This is a genomic window from Sulfurospirillum cavolei, from assembly GCF_001548055.1.
Classification (GTDB): Bacteria; Campylobacterota; Campylobacteria; order Campylobacterales; family Sulfurospirillaceae; genus Sulfurospirillum.
In genome coordinates, this window is the sequence record NZ_AP014724.1 from 1,599,141 (window position 1) to 1,615,454 (window position 16,314).

At 42.1% G+C, this 16,314-nt stretch carries 17 protein-coding genes; 11 read left to right on the forward strand and 6 right to left on the reverse strand.

All coding sequences use genetic code 11. From position 1 onward, the window contains the following. Positions 1-5: 5 nt before the first annotated feature. The 6 genes from nrfD to UCH003_RS08090 all read right to left on the reverse strand — a co-directional run bounded on the left by nrfD (position 6) and on the right by UCH003_RS08090 (position 6,900). Positions 6-962, reverse strand: coding sequence for an NrfD/PsrC family molybdoenzyme membrane anchor subunit (nrfD, locus tag UCH003_RS08065; RefSeq protein ID WP_060826121.1), 957 nt, complete (start codon positions 960-962; stop codon positions 6-8). A gap of 2 nt (positions 963-964) precedes the next feature. Continuing rightward, positions 965-1,648, reverse strand: a complete 684-nt coding sequence (locus UCH003_RS08070; RefSeq protein WP_060826122.1) for a 4Fe-4S dicluster domain-containing protein — start codon at positions 1,646-1,648, stop codon at positions 965-967. A 33-nt stretch (positions 1,649-1,681) separates the two neighbouring features. Next, positions 1,682-2,473 (reverse strand): FKBP-type peptidyl-prolyl cis-trans isomerase, encoded by a 792-nt coding sequence (locus tag UCH003_RS08075; RefSeq protein ID WP_039674732.1) that lies wholly within the window; start codon positions 2,471-2,473, stop codon positions 1,682-1,684. 76 nt (positions 2,474-2,549) lie between these two features. Further along, positions 2,550-4,622 carry a multiheme c-type cytochrome gene (locus tag UCH003_RS08080; protein WP_060826123.1) on the reverse strand — a complete coding sequence of 691 codons (2,073 nt, stop codon included), beginning with the start codon at positions 4,620-4,622 and terminating at the stop codon, positions 2,550-2,552. A 177-nt stretch (positions 4,623-4,799) separates the two neighbouring features. After that, complete coding sequence (locus UCH003_RS08085; protein WP_060826124.1) at positions 4,800-6,221, reverse strand: c-type heme family protein; 1,422 nt, start codon at positions 6,219-6,221, stop codon at positions 4,800-4,802. Next, entirely contained in the window at positions 6,211-6,900 is a 690-nt protein-coding gene (locus tag UCH003_RS08090; RefSeq protein ID WP_039674738.1) for a response regulator transcription factor, read from the reverse strand. Before UCH003_RS08090 ends, UCH003_RS08085 begins: the two co-directional genes overlap by 11 nt. Before the next feature lie 413 nt (positions 6,901-7,313). Here UCH003_RS08090 and UCH003_RS08095 point away from each other — a divergent pair, with 413 nt between their 5' ends. From UCH003_RS08095 to UCH003_RS08145, 11 genes are all read left to right on the forward strand, one after another. Next, positions 7,314-8,045, forward strand: coding sequence for an HAD family hydrolase (locus tag UCH003_RS08095; protein WP_060826125.1), 732 nt, complete (start codon positions 7,314-7,316; stop codon positions 8,043-8,045). A gap of 102 nt (positions 8,046-8,147) precedes the next feature. Then, positions 8,148-8,930 carry a class I SAM-dependent methyltransferase gene (locus UCH003_RS08100; protein WP_060826126.1) on the forward strand — a complete coding sequence of 261 codons (783 nt, stop codon included), beginning with the start codon at positions 8,148-8,150 and terminating at the stop codon, positions 8,928-8,930. A 294-nt stretch (positions 8,931-9,224) separates the two neighbouring features. After that, positions 9,225-9,962: a TetR/AcrR family transcriptional regulator gene (locus UCH003_RS08105; protein ID WP_060826127.1), complete on the forward strand. Its 738-nt coding sequence runs from the start codon at positions 9,225-9,227 to the stop codon at positions 9,960-9,962. Then, a complete protein-coding gene (locus tag UCH003_RS08110; protein ID WP_060826128.1) occupies positions 9,955-11,283 on the forward strand; it encodes an ABC1 kinase family protein in 1,329 nt (442 codons plus the stop codon). Before UCH003_RS08105 ends, UCH003_RS08110 begins: the two co-directional genes overlap by 8 nt. Next, on the forward strand, positions 11,276-12,700 hold the full coding sequence (locus UCH003_RS08115) for a DUF4153 domain-containing protein (RefSeq protein ID WP_060826129.1): 1,425 nt from the start codon (positions 11,276-11,278) through the stop codon (positions 12,698-12,700). Before UCH003_RS08110 ends, UCH003_RS08115 begins: the two co-directional genes overlap by 8 nt. Before the next feature lie 11 nt (positions 12,701-12,711). Continuing rightward, positions 12,712-13,080: a hypothetical protein gene (locus UCH003_RS08120; protein ID WP_060826130.1), complete on the forward strand. Its 369-nt coding sequence runs from the start codon at positions 12,712-12,714 to the stop codon at positions 13,078-13,080. Then, complete coding sequence (locus UCH003_RS08125; RefSeq protein WP_060826131.1) at positions 13,067-13,471, forward strand: VanZ family protein; 405 nt, start codon at positions 13,067-13,069, stop codon at positions 13,469-13,471. Before UCH003_RS08120 ends, UCH003_RS08125 begins: the two co-directional genes overlap by 14 nt. Before the next feature lie 88 nt (positions 13,472-13,559). Beyond that, positions 13,560-14,348: an SAM-dependent methyltransferase gene (locus tag UCH003_RS08130; protein ID WP_060826132.1), complete on the forward strand. Its 789-nt coding sequence runs from the start codon at positions 13,560-13,562 to the stop codon at positions 14,346-14,348. Between the two features lie 98 nt (positions 14,349-14,446). Next, a complete protein-coding gene (locus UCH003_RS08135; RefSeq protein ID WP_060826133.1) occupies positions 14,447-14,689 on the forward strand; it encodes a helix-turn-helix domain-containing protein in 243 nt (80 codons plus the stop codon). After that, the gene (locus UCH003_RS08140; protein ID WP_060826134.1) at positions 14,679-15,839 is read left to right on the forward strand and encodes a type II toxin-antitoxin system HipA family toxin; all 1,161 of its coding nucleotides are present in this window, start codon (positions 14,679-14,681) and stop codon (positions 15,837-15,839) included. The genes UCH003_RS08135 and UCH003_RS08140 overlap by 11 nt, the downstream gene beginning before the upstream one ends. Continuing rightward, positions 15,836-16,276, forward strand: coding sequence for a methyltransferase family protein (locus tag UCH003_RS08145; RefSeq protein WP_060826135.1), 441 nt, complete (start codon positions 15,836-15,838; stop codon positions 16,274-16,276). The genes UCH003_RS08140 and UCH003_RS08145 overlap by 4 nt, the downstream gene beginning before the upstream one ends. The last annotated feature ends 38 nt before the right edge of the window (positions 16,277-16,314 follow it).

Below are 16,314 nucleotides of genomic sequence, written 5' to 3' on the forward strand. Positions count from 1 at the left end.
ACCCCTTATGCGCTAAACGTTTGTCCGGCATATAAAATAAAAAGACGTAACGATAAAACTCCCAGCACGCTTGCCGTACCGCTGAGATAAAATGTAAATGCGCTATGAGCGACTTTTTTCCCTAAGAGAAAATTCAACACCAAAGGTACGCCAAAGCCGATTCCGACGACGCCGAACCAGAAAAGCGCACTGTAACCTCCTTGAAAAAATGCACCCGCCGTTTGTTTATCGAAGCTCGTTCCGACGATTAAAGAGACGAAAAGCATAAACAAAAGCAACATCTCCAACGCCATAACGGGCCACTCGATCGTATGCAAGGTTTTCATATCGCCCGCGTGAGCGTCGGCTTGAAAGAAAAACGAAGCGATCAGGCTTGAAAACGCCGTTCCGGCAGAAAGACCCGAGACGATGAACAAGGCGGGTAAAATCGCGGTATTTAAGAGCGGAAAACGAACCAATACCGAAATCAAAAATCCCGTATACGCACACACGACGATCGCGAACACAAACGCCAACACTTCGACCGCCGGACGCAAAGCTTTCAAAAGAGGAAAGAGAAAAAAGAGTTTTGCCAAAGGCGTTGTCGCCAAATGCTCTTTTATCCACCCCTCAAACACGATCGCTACCAACACAAACGTTAACGGTATGTACAGACATAACGCCAAAACGCCGATCGACATAACCGACTTAAAGTTGTAATTGATCAAGATTTTCCAAAAATAAAGCGGTTTTTCCAAATCGCCCACTAAGAAAACCATTCCAAAAACGATGGTGACAAACGAAACAAGCGAAGCGGCTTTGAGTAAAGGCGTCTCCACGCTTTGGCGTTGATAGTAGCGAAGCGCCAACGAGACGATTAATGCGCCTCCGGAGATTCCCGCTAATAACAAATAGACGCCGATCGGCCAGCCCCATTCCACACCGTGGGAAAATCCGACGGTAAATTCTATGGCTTCGTTCATGATTAAACTCCTACTTTCACAACGGGAATATAACGCAAGCTCGGTTTGGTTCCAAACGTCGGTTTCATACGTACCGCATCTTTGACATGTAGGATTTGGTTGATGTACGAATCCGGATCGTTCAGATCGCCGAACACCAAGGCTTTATACTTGCACGCTTGCACGCATGCGGGGTCTTGTTTTTTCGCAAAATTCGTATTAAAACAAAAATTGCAGTTCTCCGCCGCTTTGGTTTCGTGGTTGATAAAACGAACGTCGTACGGGCACGCTACGATACAATACTTACATGCGATACAATCATCGGCGTTCATCGTCACGATGCCCGTTTTCTCGTCTCGATGACAGGCTTTGGTGGGACATACGTTCACGCACGGCGCATCTTCGCATTGTTGACACGAAACGCGTACATAGCGTTTTTCCATCGGCGTAGCGGGATCGGTTTTATTTTGCACGTAAAGCCTTGCTTGACCTTGGGGCACGGCGTTTATTTTGTGACATGCGACTTCGCACTCGGTACAACCGACGCATTTGTTTTGATCGAAAATCATCCCGTAATGGGGTTTCTTACCTTCGTTTGACGTTTGCGCTTGTTCTTCGGCTAAGACACCTTGCCCGATGGTGCCTACTACGACGGAACTCGCACCTAAATACTTTAGAAAATTTCTTCTTTTCTCATCTTGTTCCATTCTCGTCTCCCCTTTTTGTGTGACTACGAACCTCTACTGTTTCTTGAGTGTTTTGTCCGTCGTCGTCAACTCTTTCTTCGTCTCTTCACTGAGCGGTTTTGCGCTATTGTTCAATTCGCCCGGTTTAAGCACTTTGACGAGTTCGACTTCAAAAACGACCGTCGATCCGGCAGGAATGGCTTGAACGTCCGCATTACCGTACGCAAGCTCACTTGGAATAACCAATTTGGCTTTCTCACCCTCGCGCATCAACATCAAGCCCTCTTGTAAACCGTCGATGACGTTGACCATCGAAAGGTGAGCCGGCGTTTTGCGCGCATAGGTGTCGTCGAACACCGTACCGTTGAGCAACGTTCCTTTATAATTGATCATCACAATGCTTTCAGGTTTAGGCTTCTCGCCTTTACCTTCCGCTAACATTTCGTACTGAAGGCCTGATTTCGTGGTAACGACTTTCTTGTTCTTGGCATTGTTTGCAAGGTATTTTTTACCCTCTTCTAAATTTTTATTGAGCTCTTGGTTAAATCTCTCTTGGCTGATTTTATTTAAACCCTCTGCTCGATTGTTTAGATACGTAATAATCTCTTCGTCTGAAAGTTTTTGCTTTTTCTTTAAAGCATCGACGAAACCGTCGATCAATGCTTCAACATCTGCCTTAACGCCGAGCTCGGATTGTTCAAAGAGTTGATTCGAGATATAAGAACCCGTCGAAACGCCGATACTGTACGACTCTTTTTGAACATCCGTTTTGAGCTCAACCGCAAAACCCCTTGATACCAAACAAATAAATACAAACAACCCAATAGAGATTTTTTTACTACTCATCATCATGCCTTTTACCGTAAAAATTCATGAGCCAAGCGAGCTTGGCCCATGATAAAGTCGCTAACGCGACACCTGCTTAGAGATTCTTTTTCATGACGCGTTGCGCTTCATTAATATACTCAACCGCTGCATCGAGTCTTTGTTTCGTATATTTAAATCCGTGTACGCCCCATGAACCGTCTTTTTCCACTAAATCAACGGTTTCTTGCGCTTTTTCGATCAACTCGTAAACGCGTGCTTTATCGGACGGTGCCAATTTTTTGACTTCAAGCATTGCATAAAGCCCTTGGATACCGACTTTGACTTGCGTAAACTGGTCTTTGACCGGTGTTTGCCAGCCCATAACTTCATCGTAGACTTGTTTTTGGTCTTTGAAGTGTAAGGTCTCTTTTAATTCAGAGTTAATCGGACTATGACATCCTTTTGCCTCGACTTGCTCTTTATCCGCCCATGTCGTTCGAGCGCACGCCCACATCAAGTCGACGAAGTTACGTCCGTCTTTATTTCTATCGAAATGCCAATCTTTCGTATCACGAGGTCCTGTTGCGGCAGAGCTTGCAACCATCGTTTTCATTTTCGGATCGACTTCGATTTTCCAGATGTGTGAACGACGTTGCGTATCAAATCCCGCTTGATCTTGGAATTGAACCGCATAGAAGTTTTCACAACTCATCATAAACGGCATATGGCACGTCGCACAACTGTTTTTACTATGCGTATCGGATTTTGCATGAATATACGCTTGCTCTTTATGGCAATCCGCACACTCTTTTTTGAGTTTCGGTTTCGTATAGAACGAACTCAAATAACCTTGGTTGGCGTTATAGTTCGTACCTTTGACGTTTTTCTCGCCCGAAACGTCACCCGTAACGTCGTGAGGATCATGACATGTAGAACAACGCATTCCTTTTAAGTAGTGCGCCGTAAAGTACGATTGAGCACCTTCGGTTCCGCATCCAGGTCCCATGGATTTGAATTTTGAGCTCAACGCTAGGTCGGGTTTACCGACGTTAAGCGGATTGCTTTTCATCAAATCGGGGTTGTAGCTAAAGCGTTGGTGACAGCGTTCGCAGTTAGAGATCAATAAGCCCGAACCGCCTTCCAAGTGACCGCCCGCTCCGTGGCACTCTTCACATGAAACGCCTTTGGAGATCGTATGTTTTTGAAGCTCTTTGGCATTACCTAAAGCCGCAAAAAATTCGCCTTGGTTTTTAAAATCGAATTTCCAAGGGTGGCATACTTCACAATACGAAGTCGATGCTTGGAACGACATCTCTTTTTTATACTTCGCCGCATAAGAAGCAAGTCCTCTGACGTATCCGCCGTTATCGCCGTATTCTTGAAGCGTTACGGGGAACTCTGGAACCCATTTTTTAATCTTTTTCGCGACTTCAGGCGTTAGGTTGTACGCCCACGTACGTTGCCATTGGTTTGCTCCGGCCGTGATTTGACCCGTACCGTTTTTGAGTAAACCGCCTTCGACATGGTATGTTCCACGTAATAACCATGCATCAAAGAAGCCCATTTTTGTTCTAAGGTGTCCTACGGTACAATAAATAACGTCGGGTGTGATACCTTGCGGTAAAATCGATGCCGTGTCGCTGTCAAAAACCGGATCGTTCAATTTATTATTGACCTCAGGGTGTTCGCCCGGAAAACGTATTGTGGACGAGTGTCGTGATCTGCTCCAAGCTTCATATTGCGCAGCATGGCACTCGCCGCATTTTTCAGGTCCGATGAATTTGTTAGGATACGCAAGCGTTGAATTACGCGCTACCCGATACATCATCGAACTAAAACCCTCACCGCCGCTGCGTTTAGAGTTTTTGGAAAAATCGACGCCGTGACCCTCTTCGATCCACTCGTGACCGCGATCGCCTACGACCATCTTACCGACCGTTTTTCCGCCGTATTTGGTAAAAATGGGGTGATTTTTAAAGAGCCAGTCGTACATCGCTTGCTCTTCGACAATATAATCTTGCAACGAAATGACGCCTCGGCTCTCTTTCGTTCCCTTCGCGTGAGCAATAATCTCGCGCGCTTCCTTAGTCATCTGCATGCCTTCCATGGCGGCGGCACTGGTTGCACCGACGGCAAAGATACTCGTGCACATGAATAAACCCAGTAACACTTTGTCCCAATTTCTCATGTTTCCTCCTTTGAAACAGACCAACCTAAACCGCTCTTTTTCGCGTATGAATCGTGGAAATTTCACATGCGCTTTCGAGCAATTAAAGCATTAACCAGCACAAATGCTTCAAGGGAATGGTAACACTAAAAAAGGGGGGAAAAGGGGGAAGTATTAAATATATGTTAAATAGAAGAATTAAAAGATAATTGTAAAGATAACGCCATCATCCGTATTGTCCACGCGTAAGGTTGCACCGTTTTTTTCGGCAATCATACGGCTCATGTAAAGCCCCAGTCCGCTACTAGACTCTTTCGTCGTCACGTAAGGATCGAAAATAGTCTCGATCAAATTTGCATCGATATTTCCGGCATTGTTCTCAATCGTAAGAATCGGCATTGAACTGGCAAGAAAAGCACGAATACGAATAATGCGCTCTTGTCGCTCGGGCACGTTCGCCAAAAAAGCCTCTTTGGCGTTGTTCATAATATTAATCAAAACTTGAACGATCTCGTTTCGATACCCCAAACGTATAAAATTGTCTTGAATCTCGACGTGAACGTCGATCGCGTATTTTTCCAGCGAGGCACTTAGCAGTCTTTTGGCTTGAGAGACGACCTCTTGCGCGCTAAACTCGTGTTTGGTCGTACTCGGCGTAAAAAAGTTTTTAAAATCGTCGATCGTATGCGACATAAACGAGAGCTGTTCGCTGGCTTCTTTGATTTTTTGCGTGAGTTTTTCTTTGGTTAACTTGTCTTTTTCGCTGTGCAATTCGAGGTTGATTAAAATCGAGCTGACTTGTGCCAAAGGCTGACGCCATTGATGGGAAATATTGCCGATCATCTCTCCCATCGACGCAAGACGGTTTTGGCTCATCATCAGCATTTTATTTTTTTCCTGCAAGCGAAGTTCGCTACGGTAGATTTTATACAAAAACAAAATGAAAACGACAAAGACGATAAACATCACCGCTCCGCCCACCATAAACTCCTTAACGTGGTACGTTAAAATGCTAAAAACGGGGATTTTAAACGTAATCATCGCAATGACGTCGCCGACTTTGCTCTCAAACGAGGGAATGACGTGGTACTGCTCAATCATACGCTTGGGCGCACTATTGGACGTATGGCATTGCATACACGAAGTGTCCGAATTGCGAATCGGCAATCCGACGAAAAAATACGGTGCATTATTTTCGTGAATAATCCGTGAATACTCCTGATACTTGCCCTCTTTAAAGTCGTCTAGGATTTCATTTTCAAACTCGTTTCCCTCGTGTGCGGGATTGAGCGGATTGTATGCGACCAATTTATAATCGTAGTTGATGTTCTTTTTTAAACGCTGTATATCGTAAATCGAACGCGTAATGTAGGTTGACGAGAGCAATCTCGGGTCAAAAAAATCGCGCGCAAGCATCTTTTTTTCCTTGAGTTCTTCGATAAGCGGACGCTGCACCACGGAAACGTAGTCGCGAATCGCATTCATCGTATCCAAAACGAAAAACGCCTCTTGTCTGGCGTCTTTCATCGCAAGTTCACGGTAAAAGTTGAAAAACAAAAGCGTAATAATCGCATAGAGCACGACAAAAAGCGCGATGATGATTTTAAAATTATACCTCACACACGTACCCGACGCCGTACAAATTTTTTATAAATCCGTTATCGATCTTTTTGCGCAACTCTTTCACGATCGACTTGAGGGCTTCTTTGCTCGGCTGTTCAAATTCCCACATGTACTCGAAAAGCTGTTCATACGTAATCGTTTGATTAGGTCGTTTTAAAAAGTATTCGAGTAGGCGGCTTTCGCTTTTGGAAAGGTGGATCGTCTCGTTGCGACAGGATAAGGTTTTACGGCAATAATCATAGGTGTATTCCGCGCTGATTTGAAAACTCGGACGATGGTCCACGAGCTCCAACGCCACTTCTTCCAGTGCTTTGATCAAACTGTTTTTATCGTACGGTTTGGTTAAATAACGCGTAATTTTGAGTTCTACCGCACGCCAAAGGTACTCTTGTTCGGTGTGCGCCGAAAGAATAATAATCGGAATTTTTTTATTCACTTGGCGAATTTTTTTGACGACTTCAAGCCCGTCGATATGCGGAATCGAGATGTCGAGCATTAAGACGTCGTAGATGTTTCCCAAAGCCTCGTCCAAGGCTTCAAGCCCGTCTTTCACGCCGACGACTTTACCGAAAAAAAGCTCCAAAGATTCGACGATATTGTTTAAAATAATCTCTTCGTCTTCAACGCACAGAACCTTTTTATCCGATAAAATTTCTAAAGGGTTATACTCGTTCATAGCTGTTATCTTTTATCTCACAAGTTTCGCTTGCATCAAGCGTTGATCACAAAAGGCGAAAAAATAGTATCGGATTTTATCTTATAATAAAATTTTTTAAGATAAATTTTACACTGACATGTTAAAGAATCGACGCACGCGTCAAAACGGTTCTTGTTTGCTTTTAGTTTAAAAAAGGTTAGCAAAACGTTTAATCTTTTTTTCTATACTTTCGTTACCAAGACAATACCTCCTTTTTAGAAAACCTAACCACTTGAAACACCAAACGCTCGAATTGCCCGATTCGAGCGTTTTTCTCTTTTCCAAACTACGCTATACTTCGATTACATTAAAAATCCTAATAACGCGAAACGCGCTTTACAAGGCTTTGCTAAAAGCGACGCTCCTGCTTTGTTTTTTTGAAAGAGTTACCCATGTTTGACGGTAAAAAAGTCGTTATTTTCGATATGGACGGTACGCTTATCGATTCGGTCGGTATTTGGAACGCCGTCGACGCCGAACTTATCAATGCTTTGGGCGCACAAGCACCAAACGAGTGTGCGATTCAACACCGACGCGATTCGCTTTTACACGCTCTAAGCCATACGCAAGATGCTTATTTGGAGTATTGCGACGCGCTGCGAAAAGCCTATAACGCGCGCTATTCGAAAGAAGAGATTCGCGCGATGCGGTATCGTATTGCCAAGCACTACCTTCAAAACGTTATCGATTTTAAGCCTGACGCTCCTGCGCTGTTGCATTTTCTTCGCGAAAAAGGCTTAACGCTTGCCATTGCTAGTACGACCTCACAGAGCAATCTTCATACGTACATGTACGAAAATTCTCAGATGATGCAAAAGGTCGATTTTGCCGAAACCTTTGCGATGATTCTCGGGCGTGAAAGCGTTAGCCGCATCAAACCCCACCCGCACGTCCATCATCACGTCATGCAAACGCTCAACGTCACGCCCGAAGAGTGTTTAATTATCGAAGATTCCCTCGTCGGACTCGAAGCCGCACGTCACGCCGCCATCGACGCGATCATTGTGTACGACCGTTACGCACGCGACGATCAAGAAGCGTTAAAACAAGGCGCATACGCTTACTTCGACGACTTTCAAACACTGCTTTACGCCGCGCAAAAAGAACTGGCGTCACAGGCGTAACGATGGGGCGCATTGTCGCGTAGAGTCTATTATCGCAACTCAGAAGTTTTCTTAAAGGAAATTTCGTTATATTTTTAAATATATAAATAAAAAGGATGCTCGATGAGTTCACATGTAGCGCTTTGGAGCCGTGCTTCCAAGCATGCTTTGCAACAAAACGATTTTTCCGAAGACACCGACTATATTCTCAACTGGATCGAAAATCAAGGCATCGGTTTTGAGGGCTATTCGCTTTTAGACATCGGATGCGGCACGGGGACGTTTGCGCTTCCTCTTGCGCTCAAAAAAGCCCATGTCACGGCACTTGATCTTTCGTGCGATATGCTCAAAATCATCAATGAAAAAAGCGAAGCACTCGATACCGACGTCTCCGTGAGGCTTCAACACGCCGATTGGAGTGCATTTACGTCCGAAGAAATCTACGACATCGTCTTTGCATCTATGACGCCTGCCATTAGCACGCAACGCGACATTGAAGCGATGCTAAACGCAACCCGCTCGCTTGGAATTTTCGTCGGCTGGAAGAAGTACCGTCACAATTCTTTGCTCGATCTTTTGCTCATCGCGCACAATGCACCCGAATGCCACGCCAACCCCAGCGTCGAAGTCAAAGCCTTTTTACACGCCTTGGAAAAAGCCTCCATCGCCTACAACGTCCACTACTTCCCAAGCACCTACAAACGCGCCTACACGTTCGAACAAGCCAAAGAGTATGCTTACAAACAACTCATCGGCTACAACATCTTCCCAAGCGAAGCCAAAATCAACGCCGTCTTAAACGACCTCATGGAAAACAACCTCATCGTCTCCGAAAACAGATCCGAAAAGGGCGTCGTCCTCTTTTCCAAATGCCCGCTGTTGCACCATTTTAGTTTGGTGTGTTAGAGGGTTTTTGGGTTTACATGTAAAGACATTTGTAAGCAGTTTATCGGAAATGTTTGCAAGAGAAAGTGTAAAACGTTAGCCTTGCCTTTGGCTTTATATGACGATATACCGTCAAAACACGCTATTTCGAACAATACTGACCATACTTTCCAAAAAACACCCTAATCAATTACAAATTTTGCCTTAAATTTCATTGTTCCTGTAACAAGCAAAGAAATTTTACTTAATTTGCTATATATTAATTGACATTTATATGCGAAATAATATATACTTGGTTAACTAAAAGGGGTGAAGATGAAAATTTCCCAAGAAAACAGAGAACTTACCAAAATCAAAATTTTGGAAGCTGGTGTTGCACTCATGATTGAAAAAGGGTTCAAAGAGGCTTCGATGCGAGAAATCGCACACAAAGCAGGCGTGAGTAACCCTACTATTTATAACTATTTCCCAACAAAAGAGCATATGTTATATACCTACATCGAATGGAAACATCAACAAGCACGCACTCTTGTGGATTCTATCGAGGGATTTGATACTTATACATTAAGGGAGCAGCTTCAAACCTTCGTTGAAACAGAAATTGAGCTCTATTTGGAAGATCGGGAATTTATCGCGCAAATTGCAGAGATGGTTTTTCACTCTTCATCAATTAAACTTGAATCTATCTACGCTACTAATCGACTTTTTACAGAAACGATTGCTGATATGATTGCAATCGCCGTTGAAGCAGGAGAGATTGAAAGACCTCCATTTGAAGAGTATTTACCTAAGATTTTTTGGGATTATTTTGTGGTCGTTGTCACCTATTGGATCAAAGATGAGAGTCAATCCTTTGAAAACACCACCCAATTTATCGACCACTCTATGGGTGTCATTGAAGCTATTTTAAATTCAAATTTGCTTAATAAAGCCTCAGATTTAGGAATGTTCCTCTTTAAAAATCATCTGCTCTCTGCCATTACCCGTTTTTCAACCAAACAGAGTCGTTTTACAAAAATCAAACGAAAGTTGGGGGACGTATTTCATGGATAAGCCAATTCCCATCACGAGTATGGCTCGAGGTAAAGTCATCGGTAAGACGCTCCTTAAAATTGGAGCAACCCATTCAAAAGGGGCTCTTAAAAAAATACTCTCTTCGGAAAATCATAAACAATCCATTCAAGATGAGACGCATGAAGAGACAGCCAAAATTATCATCGAAGCACTGGGTGAGCTCAAAGGCATATCGGTTAAAATTGCGCAGCAAGTTATGGTGGCACTGCCATTTTTACCACAAAACTATCTTGAGCACATCGGAAAATCTTTTAATGCCGTTCCACCCATCAACCGTGCCCTTATTCGTAAAATTATCAAACAAGAACTTGGCAGCTATCCCGAAGAGATATTTGAATCGTTTGAAGCAATACCTTTTGGAAGTGCAAGTCTAGGACAAGTGCATAAAGCAAAGTATAAAGGCGAAACCGTCGCCGTTAAAGTGCAATATCCAGGAATTGCAAACTCAATCCACTCCGATATGGGCATGGTCAAGTTTATGCTAGAACGCTTTGCGAAAGGGCATAACATTGACCATTTGATTGAAGAGATCAATCGAAGGCTTTATGAAGAGGTAGATTATTGCTTTGAAGCCGACAATGTGATGTTTTTTAAAAATGCTATCACACATCCTAACATCGTAATACCTCGTGCTTACAAAGACCTCTCAACATCAAAAGTGCTCGTTTGCTCCTGCGTCGAGGGCTACTCGTTGATAGATTTTTTAACATCAAAGCCAACGCAAACGCAACGCAATCATTACGCTCAAATTCTGTTTGACACCTTCTTTTCAACGCTCTATGAGCTCAAAGCCATTCACGCCGACCCCAATCCTGGTAATTTCATCTTTATGCAAAACGGAGATTTGGGTGTAATTGATTTTGGATGCATCAAATACGTTGATCAAGAGTTTTTAACGCATTATAACCATTTGCATCTCTCGTTGATTTACGGTGAGAATGAAGATGAGATTGTACGTCAATATGCCAATCTTAAGATGATTGATCAAAGCGACATCGAAACCATGCGTGCTTTTTACCAAGAGATTATTCGACCGCTCGATTCACTCTACATAGAGATTTTAAAAGAGGATTACTACGACTTTGGAGCGGATCACTCTTTTTCTAAAAGAGGGTTTGAAACCATTTTAGATATACAGAAAAAACAGACCCACTCTGTGCATAAATTTAATCAAGAGTATCTATTTTTAAATCGCACTTTACTTGGATATTACACCCTATTCGAGCAAATGAATGCTCAAATTGATACCAGATTTGCAAAAACTGTTATGAAAACGTTTCAAGGGGAAAACAATGGCTAATTTTATTGAAGAAACTCAAGCAATAGAGAGTGTCGATACGCCTTTTAGCGATATTCGTTTTAGCGTATTGCTTATAGGAATCAGTCTATTGCTAGCACTTTTCAAAACCCAATTCGTGCCATCTCAAGCAATTGGTTTAGGCACTATTTTGCTCTATATGATTGCACTCGTTCCACTGATTTATCTTATTGTAAAAAACCAAATCATCAACCGTTATACACTTTTTGCATTACCTTTTATACTAATTTGGTGCATTGATATTTTTATCTACAACAACACATTGGTGCATGTTTTTTTGCCTTATATCATCGTAGGCACGATTGCCGTTTTGTATGTAACGAGTATGCACAAAGTGGATTATTTCTATCAAGCCTTTATTCCAAGACTGTTGATCTCTTTTTCATTGATCTCATACCTGAAAACATTTACGACACATCTCTTTTCGTATAATCAAAACTATTCTGTTTATAAACGAAGTTTGATTGCTGTGCTAATTACATTTCCTTTCGTTGGCTTATTCTTGGTTCCGTTTAGAAATGCCGATACAAATTTTAATAATGCCGTTACCCAGTTTATGCACTATTTTTCTCTCTTGAAGTTAGACCATATCATGATGATACCGGTTTACTTTTTGATCTACTTAAGTCTCTTTCTTTACAGCTATCTTAACCACGCGTCACGCCCACTCAAAGAAAACAAAACATCCTTTGATACGCTCATTATCGGTATTTTTTTAGGTGCCTTAAATGTGATTTTCATAACATTCTTAATCTTCCAAATTGCCTATTTATTTGGTGGTGAAGCCTATATCAACGAGTCTGGAATTTCTCCCGCCCAGTTTGCAAGAGAAGGATTTTTTCAACTCGCGTGGGTCATTAGTCTGGTTGTCATCATCTTTTTAGTCATCATGCGTCGGTATCAAGGGGAATTAAGTATTAAAATTTTGATGACCGCATTAATGTTGCAGACAATTATTATGGGATTTGCTTCTCTTAAAAAAATGTATTTATACCAAGAACTTTTAGGGGTAACAACCTTGCGTTATTATATAGAATGGTTTGAATATTTTTTGATTCTCGTATTGGTTATTGGCATCCTTTTTACACTTTTACGCAAATCGTTTCATCTACTCCTAAATCTTATCATGATGTTAGGGTTGATCGCTTTTAGCATTGTTGCCTCCTTAAATATTGACTATATGATTGCTTCGCATACTATAGAAAAATTCAAATATGAGCCCAGTAAACTGGATAAAGTTATGCTTACACACCTTTCGATTGACGCATTACCAGCATTAATGCAAGCATCTATTGCCTTTACAATAAATTTTTCAGAAGAGAGTTGTCACACGCTTATGCAGTATCATTTTGGCAAATGTCAACGTATAAATCATTATAACGCAACACATCAACACTAAGGAGAGTTCCTATGGATATTTTTGAATTTTATAAAACTTCAGGTATTGATCTTGAAGAACATAACGGAGCCAAATTTTATGCCGTGCAACCCAAAGATGCATGTGCATTGCTAGATTTACTCAACCAACAGCATGTCATCGTCCATAGCATTGACGTACTCTACAAAAACGAAAATGGTCTTTATGGCTATAGTACGCAATCGGGTAAGTGTATTTCTTGGGATTTGGACTCTGCCAATATACCCGAAGAAAAAAGGTATGAGGTCGTTAAGCAGAAAATTCAAGACTTTGATGCACGAAGTGACCATGAAAATTTAGCGTTTTTATTTTCAGATGAACAATCCTATAAAGCATGGAAGAAAAATCATGCAAAATTTTGAGACTACACAAACGCAAAAAAGATCGGATCTTTTGAAACGGATCTTTCTTCCGACAGCTTTCTTTGCTTTTCTCGTTTTGATTATCTATCAAGCAGATACGGCTCACTATAATTTCGCGTTCAAAATGGTAGGGAGAATCCCCTATGGAGACAAAATAGGACATATCGTACTGTATGGAATTATGGCATTTTTGTTAAATTACGGCTTTAAAGGGAAAAAATGGTTTAAGATTCAAATTGGCTCTTTAATTGTTCTTGTATTTTCAATACTAGAAGAAATCAGCCAAGCCTATTTTCCAAGTCGTTCATTTGACTTGGCTGACATTATGGCGAGTATCGTTGGAATTATTATTTTCACTTTTTTATTTCAACATTTGAAAAGAGAAGCCTAGTTTATGCTTTACATGTAACCTTCGCATGTCTTGACATTAAAGAAAATTTCGTTATATTTTTAAAGATATAATGTAGAAAGGATTTTCGATGAGTTCGCAGATAGCCCTCTGGAATGCTTCTTCCAAACGACACCCGCATGACGATGATGCGTCTATCAACGAGGACGCGCAACACATCATCGCATGGGTGGAAAGTCACGGCATCGCTTTTGAGGGCTATTCACTCCTCGACATCGGCTGTGGTACGGGCGCTTTTGCTATTCCATTAGCGCTCAAAAAAGCACACATCACCGCGCTTGACATCTCCTATGACATGCTCAAAATCGTCAATGGAAAAAGTGAAATGCACGACTTAAGCGGCTTTGTCACGCTTCAACATGCCAATTGGAGCACGTTTACACCACCTGTAACGTATGACATCGTTCTTGCGTCCATGACACCCGCCATCAGCACGCCACGAGACATCGAAACCATGCTCAATGCGACCCGCTCACTTGGTATCTTCGTCGGTTGGAAAAAACACCACACCAACTCCCTGCTCGATCTTTTGCTCATCGCGCACAATGCACCCGAATACCACGCCAATCCCAGCGTCGAAGTCAAAACGTTCTTGCACGCCTTGGAAAAAGCCTCCATCGCCTACAACGTCCACTACTTCCCAAGCACATACAAACGCACCTACACGTTCGAGCAAGCCAAAGCTTATGCTTTCAAACAACTCCTAAGCTACGGCATCTTCCCAAACGAAGTCAAGATCAACGCCATCCTCAACGACCTTATGGAAAACAACCTCATCGTCTCCGAAAATAGGTCCGAAAAAGGTGTCGTGCTCTTTTCCAAATGCCCGCTGTTACACCATTTTAGTTTGGTATGTTAGAGGGTTTTTAGGTTTACATGTAAAGCTTATTTGACTAACATATTTGACATTTAGACTTTAAAGTTATAAAATGTCTAAAATATTAGTCAAGGAAAAACATGGACTTAAAAGAGTTTGGAGCCTACGTTGCACAGCTTCGTAAAGAGAAAAAAGTCTCACAAGAACAACTCTCTCGTGATCTTTCTATTTCTCGCGCGACCATCAGCTCCCTTGAAAACGGCACAAGTTCCGATGTTGGCATAAAGAAGATACTTCACATCCTTGACTACTTAGGGTACGAGCTTACATGTAAAGAAAAATCTCCCTTCCCAACTTTTGAGGAGTTAAGAGATGAAAGATAGTTTACATGTAAAAGTTTCTAGCGAAAAAGCAGGCACTATCCTTCTTGAAAATAACGAATACATCTTTGACTACACAACCAATGCTCAAGATACCTTTGTGTCACTCAGTATGCCTGTACGAACGAAGAGTTATGTAAACCCAAAACTCCACCCCATTTTTGAGATGCACCTACCCGAGGGGTATCTGCTTTCCATCATCAAAAAACATTTCTCAAAAATCACCAAAACCGATGACTTTGGACTCCTTCATCTTATGGCACACAGCATCAAAGGCAGGCTCACGTACGAAGCAGATGACACACAAGAAGAAACAACCCTCAGCTTAGACGCACTCTTGCACCCAAAAAGTGAAACGCTCTTTGATGAACTGGTCAGCCGTTTTGCTCTCAACTCGCCACTCAGTGGCGTGCAACCCAAAGTCTTAGCCAAAGTGCGCGACAAAGTTACCTTGCCATTGCAAGAGTACATCGTCAAGTCATGGGGTGACGAATACCCACACTTAGCGCTTAACGAATTTTACTGCATGAAAGTCATAAAATATGCTGGCATCGAAGTGCCTGAGTTTTACCTCTCCGATGACAACAAGCTTTTCATCATGAAGCGCTTTGACATCAAAGACGATGATAGTTACTTAGGCTTTGAAGATATGTGTGTTCTTCAAGCCAGACAAGCCGATGAAAAATACGAAGGCTCCTACGAGCACATCGCCAAAAGCATCAAAACGTTTGTCTCACCCAAACACAAGAAAAAGGCACTCAGAGATTTTTTCAAAATGATGGTCATCAACACACTGGTGCAAAACGGCGATGCGCACCTCAAAAACTTTGGCGTACTCTATGAAAATATCCAAAACATCTGGCTTGCACCCGCGTATGATGTCGTTTGCACGACACTTTACATTCAAAAAGACATCCCTGCTTTGTATCTTTTAGGAAGTAAAAAATGGTGGAGTAAAGCGTTTTTGCTCCGTTTTGGAAAAGAGAGTTGTGAACTAAGCTCTAGCGAAACACTTACGCTTTACGATGAATGTGTCGAAGCTTTGCGCATCACTACTCATGAAATGAAAGAGCGCATTGAGAGTGAAAATGACTTACATGTAAAGGCATTTTTAAACAGCTTAGTGGAAGTGTTTGAGAGGGAAAATCAATGAGTTCAAAACGCTACTCTTACCTTTTGGTGTCGTTGCAATTCATCTTCATTGCACGCTTGCTAATAGAACATGGCTTGCATACACCAAGCAACTTTGCTTTGCTCATCTTTTTGCTAGGCGGTGGCTTTGGGCTTTATGCGCTAAAGCATAACCCACTTAGCAACTTCAACATCACACCTGACATTAAAGCAAACGCCTCGCTCATCACCACCGGTGCGTACCGCTACATCAGGCATCCTATGTATTTTTCACTCTTTGTGATGATGCTCGGCATTGTGGTCTCTAAGCCCACATTATTGAGTCTTTTTATCTACGTGCTTTTAGTGGTAACGCTGTTTTTGAAAGCCTATAAAGAGGAGATGTTGTGGGTGGAACAGTCGAGTGAATATAGAGATTATAAGCAGAAAACGAAAAGAATTATTCCATTTGTTTTGTGAAGTAACAAAATTTATATTTTATAAAATGTTTATAAAAA

Bases quoted from the DNA above. Each gene is read 5' to 3' on its own strand.
- UCH003_RS08145 (WP_060826135.1), top strand. From the start codon at position 15,836: ATGAGTTCAAAACGCTACTCTTACCTTTTGGTGTCGTTGCAATTCATC.
- UCH003_RS08120 (WP_060826130.1), top strand. From the start codon at position 12,712: ATGGATATTTTTGAATTTTATAAAACTTCAGGTATTGATCTTGAAGAA.
- UCH003_RS08075 (WP_039674732.1), bottom strand. From the start codon at position 2,473: ATGAGTAGTAAAAAAATCTCTATTGGGTTGTTTGTATTTATTTGTTTG.
- UCH003_RS08100 (WP_060826126.1), top strand. From the start codon at position 8,148: ATGAGTTCACATGTAGCGCTTTGGAGCCGTGCTTCCAAGCATGCTTTG.
- UCH003_RS08130 (WP_060826132.1), top strand. From the start codon at position 13,560: ATGAGTTCGCAGATAGCCCTCTGGAATGCTTCTTCCAAACGACACCCG.
- nrfD (WP_060826121.1), bottom strand. From the start codon at position 962: ATGAACGAAGCCATAGAATTTACCGTCGGATTTTCCCACGGTGTGGAA.
- UCH003_RS08110 (WP_060826128.1), top strand. From the start codon at position 9,955: ATGGATAAGCCAATTCCCATCACGAGTATGGCTCGAGGTAAAGTCATC.
- UCH003_RS08135 (WP_060826133.1), top strand. From the start codon at position 14,447: ATGGACTTAAAAGAGTTTGGAGCCTACGTTGCACAGCTTCGTAAAGAG.
- UCH003_RS08070 (WP_060826122.1), bottom strand. From the start codon at position 1,648: ATGGAACAAGATGAGAAAAGAAGAAATTTTCTAAAGTATTTAGGTGCG.
- UCH003_RS08125 (WP_060826131.1), top strand. From the start codon at position 13,067: ATGCAAAATTTTGAGACTACACAAACGCAAAAAAGATCGGATCTTTTG.
- UCH003_RS08105 (WP_060826127.1), top strand. From the start codon at position 9,225: ATGAAAATTTCCCAAGAAAACAGAGAACTTACCAAAATCAAAATTTTG.
- UCH003_RS08115 (WP_060826129.1), top strand. From the start codon at position 11,276: ATGGCTAATTTTATTGAAGAAACTCAAGCAATAGAGAGTGTCGATACG.
- UCH003_RS08095 (WP_060826125.1), top strand. From the start codon at position 7,314: ATGTTTGACGGTAAAAAAGTCGTTATTTTCGATATGGACGGTACGCTT.
- UCH003_RS08140 (WP_060826134.1), top strand. From the start codon at position 14,679: ATGAAAGATAGTTTACATGTAAAAGTTTCTAGCGAAAAAGCAGGCACT.
- UCH003_RS08090 (WP_039674738.1), bottom strand. From the start codon at position 6,900: ATGAACGAGTATAACCCTTTAGAAATTTTATCGGATAAAAAGGTTCTG.
- UCH003_RS08080 (WP_060826123.1), bottom strand. From the start codon at position 4,622: ATGAGAAATTGGGACAAAGTGTTACTGGGTTTATTCATGTGCACGAGT.